At 36.5% G+C, this 21697-nt stretch carries 17 protein-coding genes; 11 read left to right on the forward strand and 6 right to left on the reverse strand.

The annotated features are described in order from the left end of the window. The first annotated feature begins 108 nt into the window (after positions 1-108). Positions 109-816, forward strand: a complete 708-nt coding sequence (gene pyrH / locus J2786_RS04300; RefSeq protein ID WP_047431078.1) for a UMP kinase — start codon at positions 109-111, stop codon at positions 814-816. 79 nt (positions 817-895) lie between these two features. Here the strand turns inward: pyrH and J2786_RS04305 are convergent, their stop codons facing one another. Next, positions 896-2251: a lipase family protein gene (locus J2786_RS04305; protein WP_052186971.1), complete on the reverse strand. Its 1356-nt coding sequence runs from the start codon at positions 2249-2251 to the stop codon at positions 896-898. Positions 2252-2758: 507 nt separating this feature from the next. On the opposite strand from J2786_RS04305, the gene J2786_RS04310 reads away from it, so the two are divergent. The 3 genes from J2786_RS04310 (at position 2759) to J2786_RS04320 (ending at position 5705) form a co-directional block, all read left to right on the forward strand. Continuing rightward, positions 2759-3409 (forward strand): hypothetical protein, encoded by a 651-nt coding sequence (locus J2786_RS04310; RefSeq protein ID WP_047431076.1) that lies wholly within the window; start codon positions 2759-2761, stop codon positions 3407-3409. 485 nt (positions 3410-3894) lie between these two features. After that, on the forward strand, positions 3895-4449 hold the full coding sequence (frr, locus tag J2786_RS04315) for a ribosome recycling factor (RefSeq protein WP_047431073.1): 555 nt from the start codon (positions 3895-3897) through the stop codon (positions 4447-4449). Positions 4450-4643: 194 nt separating this feature from the next. Further along, positions 4644-5705 (forward strand): 3-oxoacyl-ACP synthase III family protein, encoded by a 1062-nt coding sequence (locus tag J2786_RS04320; protein WP_047431071.1) that lies wholly within the window; start codon positions 4644-4646, stop codon positions 5703-5705. Between the two features lie 41 nt (positions 5706-5746). Here J2786_RS04320 and J2786_RS04325 read toward each other — a convergent pair whose 3' ends face one another. The 4 genes from J2786_RS04325 to J2786_RS04340 all read right to left on the reverse strand — a co-directional run bounded on the left by J2786_RS04325 (position 5747) and on the right by J2786_RS04340 (position 11377). Further along, positions 5747-6391 carry a hypothetical protein gene (locus J2786_RS04325; RefSeq protein ID WP_047431069.1) on the reverse strand — a complete coding sequence of 215 codons (645 nt, stop codon included), beginning with the start codon at positions 6389-6391 and terminating at the stop codon, positions 5747-5749. Between the two features lie 124 nt (positions 6392-6515). Then, complete coding sequence (locus tag J2786_RS04330) at positions 6516-7973, reverse strand: LptF/LptG family permease (RefSeq protein ID WP_047431067.1); 1458 nt, start codon at positions 7971-7973, stop codon at positions 6516-6518. 110 nt (positions 7974-8083) lie between these two features. Further along, on the reverse strand, positions 8084-8731 hold the full coding sequence (gene lolA1 / locus J2786_RS04335) for an outer membrane lipoprotein periplasmic chaperone LolA1 (RefSeq protein ID WP_047431065.1): 648 nt from the start codon (positions 8729-8731) through the stop codon (positions 8084-8086). Positions 8732-8794: 63 nt separating this feature from the next. Then, positions 8795-11377: an FtsK/SpoIIIE family DNA translocase gene (locus J2786_RS04340; RefSeq protein ID WP_047431062.1), complete on the reverse strand. Its 2583-nt coding sequence runs from the start codon at positions 11375-11377 to the stop codon at positions 8795-8797. 362 nt (positions 11378-11739) lie between these two features. Here J2786_RS04340 and J2786_RS04345 point away from each other — a divergent pair, with 362 nt between their 5' ends. The 6 genes from J2786_RS04345 (at position 11740) to J2786_RS04370 (ending at position 19618) form a co-directional block, all read left to right on the forward strand. Then, positions 11740-12375, forward strand: a complete 636-nt coding sequence (locus J2786_RS04345; RefSeq protein WP_082001962.1) for a cysteine hydrolase family protein — start codon at positions 11740-11742, stop codon at positions 12373-12375. Positions 12376-12736: 361 nt separating this feature from the next. Next, positions 12737-13318: a Crp/Fnr family transcriptional regulator gene (locus J2786_RS04350; RefSeq protein WP_047431059.1), complete on the forward strand. Its 582-nt coding sequence runs from the start codon at positions 12737-12739 to the stop codon at positions 13316-13318. Between the two features lie 90 nt (positions 13319-13408). Beyond that, the gene (locus tag J2786_RS04355; RefSeq protein ID WP_047431056.1) at positions 13409-14593 is read left to right on the forward strand and encodes a tetratricopeptide repeat protein; all 1185 of its coding nucleotides are present in this window, start codon (positions 13409-13411) and stop codon (positions 14591-14593) included. Positions 14594-14837: 244 nt separating this feature from the next. Further along, positions 14838-18107 carry a cytochrome c biogenesis protein CcsA gene (gene ccsA / locus J2786_RS04360; protein WP_047431053.1) on the forward strand — a complete coding sequence of 1090 codons (3270 nt, stop codon included), beginning with the start codon at positions 14838-14840 and terminating at the stop codon, positions 18105-18107. A gap of 374 nt (positions 18108-18481) precedes the next feature. After that, positions 18482-19348: an SPFH domain-containing protein gene (locus J2786_RS04365; RefSeq protein WP_047431050.1), complete on the forward strand. Its 867-nt coding sequence runs from the start codon at positions 18482-18484 to the stop codon at positions 19346-19348. A gap of 81 nt (positions 19349-19429) precedes the next feature. Beyond that, positions 19430-19618, forward strand: coding sequence for a type II toxin-antitoxin system antitoxin (locus tag J2786_RS04370; protein WP_047431047.1), 189 nt, complete (start codon positions 19430-19432; stop codon positions 19616-19618). A 191-nt stretch (positions 19619-19809) separates the two neighbouring features. On the opposite strand, the gene J2786_RS04375 is transcribed toward J2786_RS04370, so the two are convergent. Next, a complete protein-coding gene (locus J2786_RS04375) occupies positions 19810-19959 on the reverse strand; it encodes an FAM210 family protein (protein ID WP_002979804.1) in 150 nt (49 codons plus the stop codon). A gap of 135 nt (positions 19960-20094) precedes the next feature. On the opposite strand from J2786_RS04375, the gene amaB reads away from it, so the two are divergent. After that, positions 20095-21645, forward strand: a complete 1551-nt coding sequence (gene amaB, locus J2786_RS04380; RefSeq protein WP_047431044.1) for an L-piperidine-6-carboxylate dehydrogenase — start codon at positions 20095-20097, stop codon at positions 21643-21645. Positions 21646-21697: the final 52 nt, after the last annotated feature.

The following is a 21697-nucleotide window of genomic DNA, read 5'->3' on the forward strand; positions in this document are numbered from 1 at the left end:
ATTATTTCTATTTAAATATTTTTCTTTCATCAATATCTTTAATGATTATATTTGCAAAATCAAATTCTGGGGAAACCAGTACTAATAAAAAGTTATTAAAAATAAAAGATGAAATATAAAAGAATCCTTCTGAAACTAAGCGGTGAGGCCTTAATGGGAAACAGACAATACGGTATTGACAACGAAAGACTGCAGGAGTATGCAGCTGAGATCAAAAAAGTAGTTGAGAAAGGCTGTGAAGTAGCGATCGTAATCGGAGGAGGAAATATTTTCCGTGGTGTAGCAGGAGCGGCAAAAGGTATGGACAGAGTGCAGGGTGATTATATGGGAATGCTGGCCACTGTAATCAACGGAATGGCTTTACAGGGAGCATTGGAAGATGCAGGAATCAAAACAAGACTTCAGTCCGCTATCGAAATGGATAAAGTAGCTGAACCTTTCATCAAAAGAAGAGCGGTAAGACACCTTGAAAAAGGAAGAGTAGTGATCTTCGGAGCCGGAACAGGAAACCCTTATTTTACAACTGACACGGCTGCTACTTTAAGAGCGATCGAAATCGGAGCTGATGTGATCTTAAAAGGAACAAGAGTAGACGGAATCTACGACAGCGATCCTGAAAAAAATGCAGATGCTGTAAAATACAATTCATTATCTTTTGATGAAGTATTTGAGAAAAACCTTAAAGTAATGGACATGACTGCATTTACATTAAGCCACGAAAATAAATTGCCAATCATTGTATTCGATATGAATAAGAATGGGAATTTAGAAAAAATCGTAGACGGAGAAAGTGTAGGTACTTTGGTTGATTTATAATCAATATAAGCCCTAAAAAATATAAAAACACCTGTTACAGTAATTGTGACAGGTGTTTTCATTTTAATACTAATCTGAATTATTTATCCACACCAGCATTTTGTGTGACGTTTTCCTTTTCAACCAAAACATAACGGGAAGAAATCCACCCAATGATCTGATCGATTATTTTTAGAATCATCTCCAATTCGGTGACAGCAGTTACTCCCGGTACCAGCTTCACATCGGGTTTTGGTAATGGCTGTGTTAGAATAAGGCCGTTAACTTGTGGATTAGACCCTTCCGCAGGAATACCATTATACATCCCCACATGCTGTACTGATAGCTGAAGCATGTAGTCTTGCAAAGACTCTGGAGGTGTCTTGATGCTCACCGAGGAGGCGCTTGAGTGTTGGAGCTGACCTGAGAGCGATTGGTTCTGTATTCTTGTATAACTGGCTCCTGAATTTGAAGAATCAGCAATCGCCATCTTTTGTAAAGCGTTTAATAAGGCAGCTGTCATATAGGTAGGGGCCTGGCCATAAATAGTTGCTATTTTTCCCAGTTCCGATACCGGCCATGCATGAGGAACAACGTCCAGATCATTCCAGTGCATAGTATTCCAGCTTTGATAAGTACCTGTCTGCTGCTGCCATCCCGAAGGCAATGGAGGGAATTTACTGTTGAACAGGTTGGCAAATGCTGCCTCACTTGGCGTTGGTCCGGCAGTAGGATATACAAGTGTTACCCCGAAAGCATCCAGATCTTTATTCTCTTTCAGATAAAGGGCAAGGGTAGGAGATAACGCTCCGGCAAGACTATGCCCACAAAATATAATGGCGGTACTTGGATCCGGATTTAAGCCTGCAAGAAACTGTTGCAGTGTGGTATTGGGTGAAGCCGCAGATGGAGGACTTTCAAGTCCGAGAAGGATACTTATACCAGTAGCAGTTCCCTTTGAAATATAAGGATCAGTGCCATTATAAGCTGATGGAGCGAAATTGGAAGGGTTATAAGTGGTCCAGTTTACTACTTCTGCAACTGAGAAATCTTCTGTTTCCCAATCGTAAAGTGATGAAGGATTAGTGGCAGCAATAGCTACAACGTAGGTTGGTAATGTAGGACCTCCCGGAAATGCGACAGCATTAGACTTTACAACATATAATGCATTGTCTGCAACACCCGTAGGAACCCCCTTTTCATTTTTTTCTTCAATCAGGGCAGGGCCCCATACAAGATCCCAGTTTCCTAATTCCGATACGGCTGAAGGATTAGCTATGGAAGGTGTTTTCTGATCCATTATTTTAACCGGGGGAACATTGTTAAAATAATAGGATAAATCATACTGAAGCTGTTGCTGTAGTTGGATACCAAAACCGTTGTAGCCTCCGGCACGGTTGGCAAGACCTGCCATACCGAAAACTTGTTGATAGGCATCTAAAGATGGATTTGTCATGATGTGATGGGTTTAAATTAGTTTTAAATTTTTAATTAATAAGAAATGTCTTCTTCAAGACTTTCTGTTTATTATTGCATGTATTATATCTAAAATATACCTGCTAATGTTCTGTTTAAAAGACATAGTAAAGGAAGCTAGAAAAAATCATATCACACTAAGTAGAAATAACCAAAATGTTCGGTAGGTATTTGTACCCGGAATTTTGCACTTCGAAATCTATTTTAGTCAAATCAGTGTTATTACTCCTTGCATTACCTTAACAATGAAGCTAGGTTATACGAGATGCTAATGGAAGTTAACTGAGCTCAACCGCTATATAGCCAAAAGGCCAGGATCAAGCATTGGGACAAGATGAAGGAGGAAATCAATTCTGAAAGGAAAAAAAAGTCAATGCAAATCTGGGAAATTAATTCTTGTTTTTTTGAGAAAATACCCACAAAATGTATGGTATTTTGTAGATTCAATAATTTTTCTATCTTTGAGACTTAAACTAAACTAATAACTATGAAAAAATTACTTCTGCTAGCAAGCAGTGTGTTGCTATTTTCTTGTTCAACAAATGAAGAAATAGGAAATCAGGAAAAATCTACACTTTCTGAAGAGAAAATTCAAGCTTTTAAAAAAGGTTCCAAAAAAGGCTCATCAGGTGATCCTACTACTTTTAAGTGTGGTTCAACCAGTTTCATTAATCCTATCAACGTAAATCCGAACTATCCCTACATTAGTAATTACGAGGTACTGTACAAGGAAGGAACTCCAATGTGGGGAAGAAACCAGATATATCTTGATAAATTTGTTGCACAGGCTTTATTTCCGTCTATAAATGGTCCCTTTCCCTCTCTAGGTGCTCCAACAATTTACTATGGATATAATGCATACGGCGATTTCCTGAGCGATCCTACCCCTTATGATAATAATGCCGAGTATGGGTATGGGCAAGACGCGGATAATGCGTCATTCTATGGAGATATTTTTCCTTATAATGCACCAATGACTGATGATGCGGCTAATACTGTCTATCATCATTTTAAAACTTATATTGACCAATGGACCTCTCAAGGTAAGCATGTAGTAGCAGTACATATTTTCACTGAGAGCTATCTTTGTATACCTGCCGCAAAAGGCATAAGAATAAGATTGAAATTTAGTAATTAATTTTCTTCCTACTTTAATAGTAATAATAGCCTTCTCTTTGAGAGGGCTTTTGTTATAATTGTTTTAAACTAAAATTATGGAAGTTAAGCTTGAAATATTAAAAACCTCTGTACCTTTTGCAACTTTAGTCGGTGTGGGAGTTGATACACTTCTTAACTTCGGATTAGCAGGAAAGAAAGGTTAGAGATTATCTTTTAGTTATAAGGTAAAATCTTAAATCCATCATAAACACAAATCAGAAACAAGTAACGACGAATAATAAAATAATTTTGTACAGTGTCCTATTCAAAAATATAAACGTTTTCACAAAATACAGAATGCAGTCTTACCAGAATATGGAAATAATCATTATTTTTGCAGCACTGAATAGTAAAAAATAATTTAGAATTGTAAGAAAACCCTGATGTTTACAGTGTTTTTGGATTTAATTAATTGATATTCAGTAGAATTAATAGATGTGTAATTTATCAAACTTTAATATAATAATGGAAGAATTAGATCTTATATTAGAATCTGTAAAACAAGACATGGATGCAGCTGTAAAGCACCTGGATCACGCATTTCAAAGAATTAGAGCAGGACGTGCTTCTACATCAATGGTTCAGGATGTAATGGTAGAATACTATGGAGCAATGACTCCTATCAACCAGGTTGCGAATGTTTCTGTTCCGGATGCAATGACAATCTCTATTCAACCTTGGGACAGAACAGCAATCAATGCGATTGAAAAAGCGATCATCAACTCAAACTTAGGTTTTGCACCTTCTAACAACGGGGAAAATATTATCCTTAATGTTCCGCCATTAACTGAGGAAAGAAGAAAAGAGCTTGCAAAACAGGCTAAAGTAGAAACTGAGAACACTAAAGTAACGGTAAGAAACGCAAGACAGGATGGTTTGAAAGAACTTAAAAAACTTGAGGGAGTTTCTGAAGATGTAGTAAAAGGAGTGGAAGAAGAAATCCAGACTTATACTGATAAATACGTTAAGCTTTGCGATGAGCATTTGAAGACAAAAGAGGCTGAAATTATGAAAGTATAATTTTCAGCTTGTGAAAATACTAAAGAGGTTTCCGATGGGAGACCTCTTTTTTATTATCTTGCAGCTATTATTTTAATTTTTTATAATGCAATGCATTCTTATTCCATACTATATTGTGAAGTATTTACGTTCATTCATTATATTTAATGAATTATTCCTGACGTTTAATTAAAAAACAGGAAACAGATACTATAATGATGACAAAGATAATCGGGGTAGGAAATTATATCCCATCGGAAACAATAACCAATTTATTTTTTGATAAACATATTTTTCTTAATGAAGAAGGAATTTTATTAAAGGAAAATAATGCTTCCATTACGGACAAGCTGAAAAAGATTACAGGTATTGAAGAAAGAAGATATGCAGACAGTACACAGGTTACTTCAGATCTGGGGCTTATTGCGGCGCGTTCAGCCATAGAAAATGCAGGAATTGATCCTGAAACATTAGACTATATCATATTCGCCCATAATTTTGGGGATGTCCGTTTTGGAACGGTTCAGTCTGATATGGTGCCCAGTCTTGCAGCCAGAGTGAAACACTTATTGGGAATCAGAAATAATTTTTGTGTTGCCTATGATGTTCTTTTTGGATGTCCGGGATGGATTGAAGGAGTCATACAGGCTCATGCATTTATCAAGTCTGGTATAGCAAAACGATGCCTTGTTATTGGGGCAGAAACACTTTCCCGTGTGGTAGACATTCACGACAGAGACAGTATGATCTATGCTGATGGAGCAGGAGCGGCTGTGCTGGAAGTGAATTCAGATGATGATTCCGGGATCAGGTCTCATTTGTCAGCTTCTTATACCTTTGAGGAGAAAGATTATCTGTATTTTGGGAAATCTTACAACAATGAGAAATGCCCGGATACAAAATACATCAAAATGGATGGACGGAAAATTTATGAGTTTGCCTTAGTAAATGTTCCGGATGCGATGAAAAAATGTCTTGACAACAGTGGATATTCCATTGATCAGTTAAATAAAATTATCATTCATCAGGCCAATGAAAAAATGGATGAAGCTATCGTTAACAGGTTTTATCAGCTGTATGGAAAACCGGTTCCTGAAAATATAATGCCTATGGTCATTCATAAATTAGGAAATAGCAGTGTCGCTACAATTCCTTCTTTGCTGACTATGATTTTAAAGGATGAACTGGAACATCATAAAATCAAAAAGAATGATGTGGTTTTATTTGCATCAGTAGGCGCAGGAATGAACATTAATGCTTTTGTGTATAAGTTTTAAAATATAAAAGAGATTGGCTCAAAGGTCAATCTCTTTTGTTCTTATAAACATTGTATGGAGCCTTTTTGGTCCCTATGTTTTAATAAAGATTCATATCTCTTAAGTATTTCATCCACGCTGCACTGAATTTCTTTTCCTGGAATAGTATCAGGAGCTGTTTTTTCTTTCTGATCGGATTTTATACTGTATTTCTTTTCAAGACATTTCAGCGGCTGATTATTTTTAAGATAAATACGGGTTTCTGTAATATTATCTTTGGTAACTGGTTTCTCAGGAGTGCCACCATCAAAATTCCACACGGTCTCCTGTCTGAAAATAAAAAATGGTTTCCCATCTTTAATAAAATACTTTTCAGATCCGGAAAAATGACTGTGTTCTGCGTAAAAATGTTCTATTACTTTAATTTCATCCTTGTCAGAATAAAAAATAACTTCGCCTGAAGGTTCATCGTTACAATCATAATTGAATTTTGAAGAACTCAGCTTTTTAGTTTCCAGCTGAGCCTGAAGGGCAGCATATTCTTTTTTGATCTCATCAATAGGATCTTCTGCTGTACTGCTCTGCATTGAATCCTTTTTTACAATAAAACTATCCTTGGAAACAGATTCTTTATAGGAAGTTTTCTCTTTTTTATTTTTACAGGAAACAATAAGAAGCAGACCTGCTGCCAGAAATAGGTTTTTCATAGGATAGATACTTTGGTGGCTGATAAAAATACAAAAAAACTGAAAGCATGAGTTATTAATATAAAATCAAATAAAAAAGCTCCGGAATTTCTCCGAAGCTTTTAATCTTATTTTTAGATCAGAATTATTGATATCTCTGATGCTCTTTACTTTTTGTGAACCTTTTGGTGATGGGTTTAAACAATGCTTTGTATTTTTCTGCATCAAACAGTTGTGAGTCTGTAAGCGCTTTGTAGGTCATCCATACTCCAAAAGGTAGGAGGATCAGGTTAGGAAGCCATGCTGCAAGATAAGGATTCATTTTCCCGCTCCATGACATGTTTTCTACCCCAACATTCATAACGTAAAAGATGATGAAAATAACAATAGCGATAATAACCGGAAGTCCCATTCCTCCTTTTCTGATGATAGACCCTAAGCTGGCTCCAATCAGGAAGAAGATGATACACGTCACCGAATATGCAACAATTCTCTGTTGGTAGATCACCACTTTACTGAAATATTTTACATTGGAACTGTATTCGTTCTTTTTAGATTCCAGTGTTGATTTAAGGTTGTCCAATCTGTTATAGGAATTGTAAATGATTTCCAGCTTTTTATCACCTTTTACCGTATCCAGTTTGATCTGTTGTTTCGGAGCTACTTTATGCTTATTACCTTTATCCATGTAGGTAATCACAGAATTGGTTTGGTTAAGCACCTCAGATCCTATATTATCAAAGAACTGTTTATTGTCTTTTTTTGTTTTTGTAATCGTTCCGTCAAGCTGGTTGTAGGTCTGGAAACGGTAGTCATCTGTAATCTGTTCTTTTTCGATCGCTTTATTGATGATTTCACTGATGTCAAAGTGGGAAACCAGTGTGTCAAACTTAATAGCCTGATCAGGCTGTTTCAGTCTTACATTATCACCTTTTCCTGCAAAAGCATCTTCAAACACATAGCCGTTATACAGCACCAGCTTTAGAAAGTTCTTGTTGGCAGCCGGAACAAATTTTCCCTTTTCAGCTACTACAGATTGCTGGTTTTCAAAGGCATTGGCTTTTTTATGAACGAAAACCCCTTCGATATTTTCTCCGTTTTCCCCGTAAATCTTATCAAATTTTACCATATAACCGGGAATCTGATCAATAAACTGTCCGGGAGTAAAGTTGATAGCCGGCTTGGTTTGGGCAATATTAAAAAGCATGTTCTTGGCTTTTTTCTGAAAATCCGGAATAATATTATTAGAGAAGAAAAACAACATGATAGCAAGTGCCGTTGAAATTCCCAGAAGGGGAGTCATTACCCTGGTCAAAGGAATTCCTGCGGCTTTCATGGCTGCAAGCTCGTAACGTTCTCCAAATTCACCAAACGACATAATACTCGCCAGAAGGATCGTAAGCGGGAGAACCATACTGATGACGTTTACTCCGAGATAAAAAAGAAGTTTAAGGATTTGCCAGTAGCTTAATCCTTTTCCCATAAACTGTCCCAACTGTACCCAGATAATGTTTACAATAAAAATGAAAAACAATACGCTGAATATAAAGAAAAACGGTCCAAAGAAGGTTTTTATAATGTATCGGTCTAGTATTTTTAACATGCGCCAAAATTAATCAAAAAGCCACAAAGTTTACTTGTGGCTTTTTATATTTTGTTATTTTTTTAACTTTAAACGTCAATTTACATAGTTGCGAATTCACTTTCAGCTTTTTAAAGTTCTGTAACGATGTAGTTTTTAAACTTATTTTTGTCAAAAACAAACATATTGGGATCCAGCTCCTGGTTTTCTTTGTACTCTTTAATAGCAATTACAGCAACATCTTTGTTGTTTCCATGCTGTTCAAGTTTTACCATTTGCTTTTTCGCTGAATCTACAAAAAGGTACACATATTTTATTCCGTTAGCTTTTACCGGAGTCAGTTTAATAAAGTCTGCATTTACGCCATTGACTACTTTCTTACCGTTGTAAGTTACATTGTAATCATTTCTGTAGGTTGTAAGGTAGTTGATAGGGGAGAACATGGTGCTGCTTCCGTTAGGCTTGGCAATGGTTACCTCCATGTCATCCGCGTTGATGTTGTAAATTTTATTACCGTCGAAGATCTGTTCTGTATCCATGATCTTCAGTTTGTATTTCTCTCCGGCAACATAATAAATACCGGGTTCTGTTTTTGTTACCTGTCCGTTAAGACCGCTCCCAAAAGAAAATTTGAAGTAAGAATTCTTTTTAGAATTGTAGTTGGCTGTAATATCATCCAATATCTTTTTAGCTTTAGCATCAATCTTCTGAGCGTTGGCCATACCTACTGCACCTACAACAAAACTTCCCAATATAACTTTTGAAATAATATTTTTCATTTTCTTAATTTAATAATCGTTAGATTTTCTTTAATTCTTAAGGTTAAAACGATGTTTTTTCCTTTAACTACGCAGATCTTCCAAAAACTGTTCCAAAGAATGAAGGTCACTGATCAGAACCTCTCTTGCTTTCGCTCCGTTAAAGCCTCCAACGATACCGCTTGCTTCCAGCTGATCCATAATTCTGCCGGCTCTGTTATACCCCAGTTTCAATTGTCTCTGAAGCATTGATGTAGATCCCTGTTGGGTAGAAACAATAATTCTTGCAGCTTCTTCAAATAGAGCATCTTTTTCGTTTGGATCAAAAGCACCAACTGTACTTGTTGAGTCTTCAGATACATATTCAGGAAGCAACAACGCTGAAGCATATCCTTTTTGTTCTCCGATGAACTCTGCCAGTCTTTCTACTTCCGGAGTATCTACGAAAGCACACTGAAGTCTTAAAATTTCGTTTCCATTGAAATAAAGCATATCTCCTTTACCAATCAGCTGATCTGCTCCCGGAGAGTCAAGGATGGTTCTGGAGTCAACACTGGAGATTACTCTGAAGGCAGCTCTTGCAGGGAAGTTAGCTTTGATCATCCCTGTAATTACGTTTACGGATGGTCTCTGCGTAGCTACAATAAGGTGGATTCCAACGGCTCTGGCAAGCTGTGCAAGTCTCGCAATAGGTAATTCAACCTCTTTTCCTGCAGTCATGATCAAATCTGCAAACTCATCTACTACCAATACGATATAAGGTAAATAACGGTGTCCGTTTTCAGGATTTAATTTTCTTTCCGTAAACTTCTTGTTATATTCTTTTAAGTTTTTACAAAAAGCATTTTTAAGAAGGTCATATCGGGTATCCATTTCAATACAAAGTGAGTTCAGTGTATTGATTACTTTGTTGGTGTCCGTGATGATTGCTTCTTCTGCGTCAGGTAGTTTTGCCAGATAATGTCTTTCAATTTTTGAATATAATGAAAGTTCCACCTTTTTAGGGTCTACCATAACGAACTTCAGTTCACTAGGATGTTTTTTATAAAGAAGGGAAGTAAGAATAGCATTGATCCCTACGGATTTACCCTGACCTGTTGCTCCCGCCATCAATAAGTGAGGCATTTTTGAAAGGTCAGCCATGAAGATCTCGTTAGAAATAGTCTTTCCGAAAACTACCGGAAGATCCATATCCGTATTCTGGAATTTCTGGGAAGCAATGACAGAACGCATAGAAACCATTGTAGGATTTTTTCTCGGCACCTCAATACCAATTGTTCCTTTTCCTGGCATTGGTGCAATAATTCTGATTCCTAACGCAGAAAGGTTCAGAGCAATATCATCCTGCAGTTTTTTAATTGCTGCTACTCTGATTCCTGCTTCAGGAACAATTTCATAAAGTGTAACTGTCGGGCCGATTGTTGCTTTAATCTCTGCGATACCAACGTTGAAGTTCTTCAGCAATCCGACAATCTTATTTTTATTTTCTTCTAATTCTTCTTTATTGATAGAAATTTCTTCATTACCATAATCTTTCAGCAATTCTACAGGAGGCATCTGGAAATTAGCCAGATCAAGCTTGTGATCATAAAGCCCATGCTTTTCTACCAATTCCTGAGACTTTTTATCAGAATCATCCAAAACATCAATCACCTGAGCTACTTCTACATTGAATTTAATATTTTCCTGTGCCGGAGTAGAAGGTACTGCCGGAGACGGAGCAGAAGGTCTGATATCAAATGCTTCCTCCGGGCTGGAAACCGGAACAATTGGTTTGGTAGAAAGGTTTAAACTTACCGGTTGGGAAACCTCTTTAGGTTCTGCATCAAAAGAAGTATGGTTCGGTGTGGTGATGGTTTCTATCTCGTTTGAAACCGGAACTTCAGGGAATCCTTTCGGAGCACTTACGGGTTCTGGTGCTTTCACTGTATTAACCGGAGTATTGACAACCTGGTTTGTAACATCACTTACAGTAACTCTCGATGCTGTTTCTTCTTCTTCCACTTCCTCGGCTTCTTCTCTCAATTCCTCATCGGCCTCGAAATTATCGTTAGAGTCCGGCATCATAGATTTTACTTTTCCAATTGTATTTTCATTGATCTTATCCAGTTTTGCTTTGATAGAACTTGGACGAAGGTTGAATTCAAGAATGAAATACAGAAGGATACTTGCCGCTAATACCGTCCACAGACCTACTGCTCCGATGATGGAGTTAAGATAGTCCATAATCTGATATCCATAAACGCCTCCTAAAACACCCTGGCCTTTAGTAAGCGCTCCCATAAAAATAGGAAGCCAGCAGATAAAAAATAAAGAGTGACCGATAGTTTTCCAGGGTTTAAATATTTTTTTCTTAAGAATCAGTGTACCTACGACAAGCAGTAAAAATGCGATAATAAACGAGGCGATACCAATACTTTCAAAAATGAAAATATTGCCAAGCCAGTCACCTACCTTACCAAATATATTGGAAGATTTTATGCTTTTGTCCAGCATGGTTCCTGCCTGGCTTTGATCTGCTTTCCAGTTCATCAGATAAGAGACGAATGAGAATGCAAGAACAGCCGATAAAAGTATAAAAGTAAGCCCGAAAAAAATACGTGGCTTAGATAAGATTCTGCCTTTCTCAGGCGATTCAGTCGGTTTTTTTTGTGTCTTTTTATCCATAATATCAATGTCGCAAATTTAATGTTTTATTCAACACTAAATGAATCTTTTTTACCCAAAAAATATTTTGGTAATCCCGCTTTTATAAAGGTTATTTAAAATTTTTACTTTAAGAATATTTTCTTTTATGACAGAATAAAATAAGGGTATTTTTTTGGCTTATCCAAATCTGATACCGTTAAATTATATTAACTGATTATGATTTGTTTTTCTTTAAAAAGATAATAAAATTTTCGATTTAAACATTAGGGATTGAAAAAATTAACAATATTAGAAATTATTGTATCTCAATAGTGTTTTTTGAACTAGTTCAAAGGCCAGGACCTGAAGCCTCTTTAATTTTGACCTATAAAATTTCATATATGGAAAACACATTCAAAACTTTTCTGACCTTAGGTCTGATATTAATTTCAATGATTACAATGAACGCACAAAAACAAAAAATGGAACACACTGCATTAATCATTATCGACGTACAAAATGATTACTTCCCGGGAGGAAAAATGACACTGGAAAAAAGCGAACAGGCTGCCGAAAATGCCAGAAGTATTTTAGACTATTTCAGGAAAAATAACCTTCCTGTCATTCATGTTCAGCATATTTCTACCAACGATGGTGCAACGTTTTTTCTTCCGGGTACAGAGGGAGCTGAAATCAATCCTCTGGTCTTACCAAGGGAAGATGAGAAAGTTCTTGTTAAACATTTTCCCAACAGTTTCAGGGAAACTGATCTTCTGAACTATCTTCAGTCAAAGAAGATTAAAAATCTGGTCATTGCAGGAATGATGACAGATGTCTGTGTGGAATCTACCACCAGAGCAGCTTTCGATTTCGGGTTTACCAATACCATTATTGGCGATGCTACAGCCACCAGAAACCGTGAACTGAATGGGGAAGTGATAAAGGCTGAAGAAGTTCAAAGATCCTTTTTGGCCGGAATTTCTGCTCTTGGAAACCTCTATGCCCGTTTAATAAATACTGATGAACTTTTAAAATAAGGCTATTTTCAGATAGGGAACGTGTACAATGAACTTCAATTTTTGTTGGGTAAACGCAAAGGTGCAAAGTTTTATCATACATATTGTTTAATTTAAGACGCAAGGAAATCGAAGATTTCCAGCAAAATGAATCTAATAAATTTTATCATAGATAAAATCCTTGCGCCTTAAAAACAGCTGATATTTCAAAAAATTCTTGGCGCCATTGCGTTTTCTAATATTTTTTATTTAGCAAATACAGAAGATTTCTAATAAGCTTATTTAAAAAAGATCATTTGCTTAATATAAAAACAGCTTCACATAACTTAATTCAATAAAGGTGTCAATAATTTTGATACCTTTATTTAGCTTAAATTAAAGAATGTCCGATCTGCTCTATAAAAATATCAGTAATTATATCAACCTTTCCCAGGAGGATTTCAACCAGTTTACAAAACCTTTTGAATACAAAAAGTTTAAAAAGAAAGAAGTGGTTCTCAAAGAAGGGGACTATTGTAATTTTGAAGGGTTTGTTTTGAGTGGTTGTTTTAAAATCTATTACCTGAATGAAAACGGATTTGAACAAACCTTATATTTTGCGGTTGAAGGCTGGTGGATTACAGATATAGACAGTTTGATTAATAATGTTCCCAGTATTCTGAATATTGAAGCCCTTGAAGACAGTGAAGTTTTAATGATTTCTAAAAACGATAAAGAATACCTGTACGAAGTAATGCCACAGATAGAAAAGCTTTTCAGAATCATGAACCAGAAATCTTCTGTTGCCCTGCAAAGACGAATTCTTTCCTTAACGGGTAAAACAGCGGACAAACGGTATCTTGAATTCCTTGAAAAATATCCGGGATTAGAGCAAAGAATAACCCAGCAGCAGGTAGCATCCTATCTGGGAATTACCCATGAGTTTTTAAGTAAAATCAGGAGGAAAATGTCATTGGAAAAATAAGTATATTGCCGCAGATTTTTATGTCATAGCAGGAATTGTACTCAATACAACATAGAATGATAATTAATAACTGATTGAAGACTTTTTTTAATGGAATTATTTGGTGTACCCGGAATTTTTATTTTCATCTTTTTAGTATTGATCAGACCTTTAACTGTTTTTTTTCACGAAATGGGACATGCTGTTACCGTGTGGCTGATTACAAGAAAAAAAGTACATGTCTTTATTGGTTCTTATGGAGATAAGGATAACAGTTTTCCTATCAATTTTAAAGATTTTTCTTTTTATATATTTAAAAATCCTCTTAAATGGGGAAGAGGGCTGTGTGAATCTGAAGAGAAAAGATTTTCTGTCAACAAGCAGATTTTATATGTGTTTGGTGGGCCGGCTGCCTCTTTATTATTAGTGTTACTCTCTTATTTCATTATTTCAAATACTCAATTTCTTACTTTATTTTTCATCGTCTTGATGGTTTCTTCAGCAATTGATTTTTTAATCAATATTTTTCCGAGCCAGAAAGTTGTTTATATGAGTGATGGAAGATCAATATCTAATGATGGAAAAGCTATTGTCAATCTTATCCGTCAGAAGAAACTGCCTAAAGAATATACGGAGGGAATCTATAAATTTAACGAAAAGAAGTATTCTGAAGCGGCATCAATCTTTGACAGTTTACTGCAGGAATCAAAAGACCTTGATATCTACAGGATGGCAATAATATCCCATATTAATGCTAAGAACTTTGAAAAAGCAAAAGAGACAGCCATTATATTCAAAGAAAATAATCCTTCTATGACTGCAGATGACTGGACGAATTTTGCATTAACGTTTACTGAAACAGGAGCGTTGGCAGAATCTCTTGAATATTATGATAAAGCATTAAAAATGAATCCTGACAATAAATTTGCTTTAAATAACAAAGGATATACATTAATTCTCCTCGAAAAATATGAAGAGTCTATCCCTTTATTAAACAAAGCCATTTCAGTGGATAAAAAATTTTCATATTCTTACAATAACCGGGGACTGGCAAAAATTAATTTGGATCTTTATGAAGAAGGGCGCAAGGATATTGAAGATTCATTACAACTTGGTTCTGAAAATGCTGATGCCTATAAAAATTTAGGAATTTACTATATGAAAAAAATGAAGTATCAGGAAGCGCTGGATTTGTTTTTAAAAGCTAAAAAAATGGAGGAAACGCTGCGCGGAATTGATACATTAATAACTGAGATAGAATCAAAAGTAGAGGCGAATCACAGTTTAGAAGTGTAATGTACTTCATGTCAACTGATTATGTTGATGGTAGAAGATTGAATATAGAGTTTCTCAATCACCTGGATAGGTAATATGAATCCAAATTTTAACATTTTTAAAAATTGAATTTTTCCTAATGTTTTCGGGCTTATTAAGAATGTTTCAAAATAAGCAAAACCAAGGCCAAAGTGATAAAAAACAGCTTTTTTTAAGCTCTTTGTGGTTTATCATGCTTATTTTTGCATGTCAAGTACAATAAATCATGAAGAAGCTCCAAGATATTCTTATCTCAACCAGGACAATGGCTGTATTGTTGCTGGTGTACGCATTCGCGATGGCTTATGCAACGTTCTTAGAAAACGACTACGGAACTCCTACAGCAAAAGCATTAATTTATGAGGCTAAATGGTTCGAACTGATCATGGTCTTACTGATTCTCAATTTCATAGGAAATATCGGAAGATACAGACTGTGGAAAAAAGATAAGTGGCCGGTTCTTGTTTTCCACCTTGCCTTTATTTTTATTTTTATCGGTGGTGCTATCACCAGATATATCAGTTTTGAAGGACAAATGCACATCAGAGAGGGTGAAACATCCAACGAAATCGTAACCGATAAAAACTTCTTTAAAATTCAGATCGAAGAAAAAGGTGATGTGCTGAATTATCAGGATGTTCCTTATCTGATGTCTCCGTTACACAAAGATCTGAAAGCAACTTATGACTTCCACGGAAAAGAAGTGAAAGTGTTTGCTAAGGAATACATCCAAAGAAAAAAAGACAGCCTTGTCGCTGAGCCAAACGGTGCTGAATATCTTCATTTGGTTTCTACCGGAACTACCGGAAGACAGAACATTTACATCAAACCGGGAGAAACAAAATCCATTAACGGTACTTTGGTGACATTCAACAGAGCTATTGAAGGTGCTGTTGAATTCAAAAATGAAGGCGGAAAATTATTCATCAAAACACCTGTAGATGCAAGCTATATGACCATGGCAACACAAGCGACAGGAAGTACAGTGAAAGATGAATTCCAGCCTTTGGCACTCAGAAGTTTATACACTATCAACGAACTGAAGCTGGTAGTACCTGAAGGTCTTAAAAAAGGAAGACTGATGGCGATTGAAGGCGACAGAAAGAAAGATGCTAACGTGCCGGATATGCTTCAGATTGAGCTTCAGGGACCGAAAACAAAACAAATTGTAGATCTTTCTGTTGAAAAAGGAAATCCAAACGCTTACAAGCAGGTTACTATGGATGGATTAAACATCATGGTAGGATTCGGACCTAAAGTATACAACACACCTTTCGCATTGAAACTGGATGACTTCGTGATGGAAACATATCCTGGAAGTTCATCTCCAAGTGCTTACGAAAGCCATGTGAAAATCATTGATGAAGGTAAAGAAACTCCTTATAAAATCTATATGAACCACGTTCTTAACCATAAAGGATACCGCTTCTTCCAGTCGAGTTTTGATCCGGACAGAATGGGAACCGTTCTTTCTGTAAACCACGATTACTGGGGAACTTTGATTTCCTATATCGGATACGGACTTTTATTCTTAGGAATGTTTGTAATTTTCTTCTGGAAAGGAACTCACTTCTGGAAATTAAATAAAATGCTGGCTGACGTTAACAAAAAGAAAGCAGCAGCAGTACTTTTAGTGTTTTTAAGCTTAGGTTTAAATGCTCAGAAAATCGAAACTCATGGAACAACCGATGGAAGCAGAGAACATATCCATGTGGAAGGGGACAACCATTCCCATGCTCCGGCTCCGTCTGCCCAGCCGCTTGATGGCGCTGCTCCGAAGCAGAATTCTCTGGCAACTCCAATGGGGAAAATGAGATCCATTTCTCCGGATGAAATCATTGCAAGAAACAAAATCAGCAAAGAACATGCAGATAAATTCGGATATCTTTTAGTGCAAAGTTTTGAAGGAAGAATTGTTCCTATCAACACAGAAGCATTAGATGTTTTAAGAAAATTATACAAAAAAGACGAATTCAAAGGAACAGACGGAAAGTCTCTTACTGCTAACCAGTGGTTCCTTTCTATCAATACAGACACCCCAAGCTGGACAATGGTTCCAATGATCAAAGTTGGACCTAAAGGTGGTGATGAACTGAAAAATAAAACAAAGGCCAATGAAGATGGATATACTTCACTGATGAACCTTTTCCCTGCAGATGCAAACGGAAATTTAACATATATCCTTGAACACGACTATAACACAGCTTTCCGTAAAAAACCTGCTGAACAAACAAACTACGATAAAGAAGTAATTGCTGTCAACGAAAGAGTGCAGATCTTCAATGAGTTCTTCAGCGGCCAGTTTATGAGAATTGTTCCTGTGAAAAATGATGCCAACCATACATGGCATTCATGGTTAGACCAGAAGTTCGAACCGGACATGGAATCTCAGCAGGTAATGGGACCTTATTTTGCAGAAGCGCTTACGGCACAAAAAACCGGTGACTGGAGCAAAGCAGATGCGGAATTGGCTAAACTTTCAGAATATCAGCAGAAATGGGGGAAAGCCGTAGTTCCTGCTAAATCTAAAGTTGATCTTGAAGTATTTATGAATAAAGCAGATATCAACTTCAAATTGTTGATTTTCTATACGCTTGTTGGAGGACTTCTTCTGATCTTAGGATTTGTTGAGCTGTTCAAATCAAATAAAGTATTAAACAAAGTAATTAAAGCAATCATTGCGGTTGGTTTAATTGGATATCTGTGTCATTTCTTAGGACTTGTTGCAAGATGGTATATCTCTGGACACGCTCCCTGGAGTAACGGATATGAAGCCATTATCTTTATTTCCTGGGTAGGTATTACAGCCGGTTTAATCCTGTACAGAAATGCCAATGCACTGATTCCTGCAGCAGGATTTATGGTAGCAGTTATTATGATGGGATTTGCTCACGGAGGTTCAGCTCTTGATCCGCAGATCACGCCGCTTGTTCCGGTATTGAAATCATATTGGTTAATTGTTCACGTAGCAATTATTACTTCAAGTTATGGATTCTTCGCACTCTCCATGATCATTGCTGTAATCTCATTGGTATTCTATATCATCTCCAATAAAGAAACGTATAAAATTCACCATGATACTACATTAAAGGAACTGGTAATTGTTTCTGAAATGTCATTAACCATCGGATTGTTTGCTTTAACAGTAGGAAACTTCTTAGGAGGAATCTGGGCCAACGAATCATGGGGAAGATACTGGAGCTGGGACCCGAAAGAAACATGGGCTTTCATTTCCATCATGGTATATGCATTTGTACTGCACATGAGATTAGTACCTGGATTGAGAAGCAGATGGGCATTCCACGTAGCAACAATGTTTGCATTCTGTTCCATGGTAATGACTTATTTTGGAGTAAACTATTACCTGAGCGGACTTCACTCATACGCAGCAGGAGATCCGGTACCGGTACCAGCCTGGGTATACATCGGAATCTCAACAATGATTATTTTATCAGCTGTTTCTTATATAAAGTTTAAAGCTTTAACAAAGAAATAACGATCTGAACATAAAAAATAAAATCCCGGAATTTACTTTCCGGGATTTTTTTATTTCTATTGTTTTAGCATTGGGATGAGCCGTTTTAACGCTAAGTACGCAATGATTATATTATGATGATTATTGTTCGCAAAGGCGTTTCACTCAGCAAAGAAAATAGTAGTCTTAGCTAAACGAAGAGGCTTTGCGAACAAAAATATGATGCATCGCAATAAATTAACCTCGAGAACCTTGCGTTAGTTAAAATACCCGCAGCTCGTACCACGAAACCCAAAACCTGCACCTCATTCAAAAAAAACAAAATTTATCATTTGTAATTCAAAATCAATTACTATCTTTATGATATCAAAATAATATCAAATTAAAATTCAATTATGGAAAAAACATTAAAACCTATGTCGGGTTATCTTACACTGGTCATTTGCCTGGCCTTGTTTGTGGCAGCAGTCTATTTCTTTGTTACCGGAGTAGATCAAAGTATAGCCTATGTGGTTATCGCCATGCTTTGTTTTCTTCTTTCGTGCTTTTTCTTAAAAGGCTTAATGATTATTCAACCGAATCATTCGAGAGTATTAAACTTCTTTGGAAAATATGTGGGAAGTGTAAAAGAGAATGGATTATTCTTCATCAATCCTTTGTATTCATCGCAAAAAATTTCTTTACGTTCTGAAAATTTACAGGGACAGACTTTGAAAGTAAATGATAAAATGGGTAACCCTATTGAGATTGCAGTCGTAATCGTATGGAAGGTTGGAGATACTTACAAAGCGGCCTTTGATGTAGAGCGTTATTCTGATTTCGTGAAAATGCAGAGTGAAGCAGCAGTACGTCATTTGGCAATGAGCTTTCCTTATGATAATTTAGAGGATGATCATGCTCCGATTACGTTGAGAGAAGGTGGAGATAAAATCAATTCTATTTTGGAACAGGAACTTACAGATCGTCTTTCAAAAGCTGGAATTGTGATTCAGGAGGCCAGAATTTCGCATTTGGCTTATGCTTCGGAAATTGCAGGAGCTATGCTTCAGAGACAGCAGGCAACGGCTATTGTAGCAGCAAGAACCAAGATTGTGGAAGGAGCTGTAGGAATGGTAGACCTTGCATTGAAAAAGCTTTCAGAAGAGAATATTGTTGAGCTTGATGATGAAAGAAAAGCAGCAATGGTAAGCAATTTAATGGTGGTTCTTTGCGGAGAAAAAGCTGCAACACCGGTATTAAATGCGGGAACACTTTATAATTAAAAGTGAAAAATTAACAAGTAGATTGTAATGCAGATATTTTCTACACTACAATAGTCAGAATAATGTTAGAGAATTTAGAAAATGAAATCAGAAAAAGCTCAGAACTCTTCGGAAAACAAAAGCAAAAAATCTTTTGTGATAAGGATAGATGAGTCTACTTATAAACTCCTTGAAAAGTGGGCCAATGATGACTTCAGAAGTGTGAACGGACAGATAGAATACCTGTTGCATCAAAGTCTGGTGAACGCAGGGAGAAAGAAGAAAGAGTAGTTAAAAAAAGCTGAGTTGAGGAGTATAAATACTTTTTTCAGGGAACATGGCTGTCAAAAGATAGAACTTCCTCTCTTTTTAAAATTACAGAAAATATAAAAAAGGATTCTTTATTTAGCTTTTTAATAAATAAATAACAATTCATTTAACCTTATACCAAAAAGAAAGCAGAGAAATTTTTCTCTGCTTTTTTATTGTATACAACTCTGAAGACTATCTGCTCCAACGTAGAATATGACGAGCCAAATCAAGCCTTTAATGGTAAAGAAAGCAAGTCCTGCCCATCCCACACGCTTGAACCACTTCTTAAGCTTTGAGTTATTTTCTTGTGAATTTTCCATTGGTGATTATCAAAAAGATTACCCTGCAAAGATAAGCATGTTTATAATTAGTCCAAATAAAAAGCCTATTAAAAATTAAAGTTTTGAGGTTCACATAATATTTTTATCTTTAGAGAGAACGAAAAGTAAGATTTTATGTCAAAAAAAGTAAAGGATTTCGGAATAGAAAAAACGCTGAAAAACTTAGGTATTAAAGAAGAGAACAAAGGTACCTCAACAGGCGGGAAATATTTCGCTTCAGGAAAGGTGATTGAAAGCATTTCTCCTGTGGATGGAAAGTTGATCGCTAAAGTAAAAACTTCCGGAGAAAGTGATTATGACAAAGTAATTGAAACTGCTCAAAAGGCGTTTCAGGAATTCAGGCTGATTCCAGCTCCCAAAAGAGGAGAGATGGTAAGACAGCTGGGCTTAAAATTAAGAGAATATAAAGATGATCTTGGTAAACTTGTTTCTTACGAAATGGGTAAATCATTACAGGAAGGTCTTGGTGAAGTTCAGGAAATGATTGACATCTGCGACTTCGCTGTAGGGCTTTCAAGACAGCTTCAGGGGTACACCATGCACTCGGAAAGACCTGGGCACAGAATGTATGAGCAATACCATCCGCTGGGAGTTGTAGGAATCATTACTGCATTCAACTTCCCGGTAGCCGTTTGGTCCTGGAATACAGCTTTGGCTTGGATCTGTGGTAACGTTACCATCTGGAAGCCATCTGAAAAAACACCGCTTTGTGCGATTGCATGCCAGAATATCATGATGGAAGTTCTGAAGGAAAACAATCTTCCTGAAGGAGTTTCAAGTGTATTGGTATCAGACCACGAAATCGGTCAGAAATTAGTAGATGATAAAAGAGTTGCCCTTGTTTCTTTCACAGGATCTACAAGAGTAGGAAGAATGGTTTCTTCTAAAGTAGCGGAAAGATTCGGGAAATCTATCCTTGAATTGGGTGGAAACAATGCTATTATCATTACAAAAGAAGCAGATATCGACATGTCGATTATCGGAGCTGTTTTCGGAGCCGTTGGAACTGCTGGTCAAAGATGTACTTCGACAAGAAGACTGATTATCCACGAAAGCGTATACAATGAAGTGAAAACAAGATTAACAAAAGCTTACGGGCAGCTGAAAATCGGAAATCCATTGGATGAAAATAATCACGTAGGTCCTCTGATTGATACTGATGCAGTAAATCAATACGAAGAAGCTATCAAGAAATGTAAAAAAGAAGGTGGTAAATTCGTTGTTGAAGGTGGAGTGTTAACCGGAAAAGATTACGAATCCGGATGTTATGTGAAGCCTTGCGTTGCAGAAGTGAAAAACTCTTATGAGATTGTTCAGCACGAAACTTTTGCTCCGATTTTATACCTTATCAAGTATAAAACATTAGAAGAAGCAATCGCCATTCAGAATGATGTTCCTCAGGGATTATCTTCTGCAATCATGACCCAGAATTTAAGAGAGGCAGAATTGTTCCTTTCTCATGCTGGTTCAGACTGTGGTATTGCCAACGTCAATATCGGAACTTCCGGTGCTGAAATAGGTGGAGCTTTTGGTGGTGAAAAAGAAACCGGAGGAGGAAGAGAATCAGGATCAGACGCCTGGAAATACTATATGAGAAGACAAACCAATACTATCAATTACACCGCACAACTTCCTTTGGCACAAGGGATTAAATTTGATTTATAAAAGCTTTACTTAAAGCACTCAAAAAACATAAAACTTAATAACCTGAATGGTT

The sequence above is a fragment of the Chryseobacterium vietnamense genome, from assembly GCF_031454475.1.
In the GTDB taxonomy this organism is placed as follows: Bacteria; Bacteroidota; Bacteroidia; order Flavobacteriales; family Weeksellaceae; genus Chryseobacterium; species Chryseobacterium vietnamense.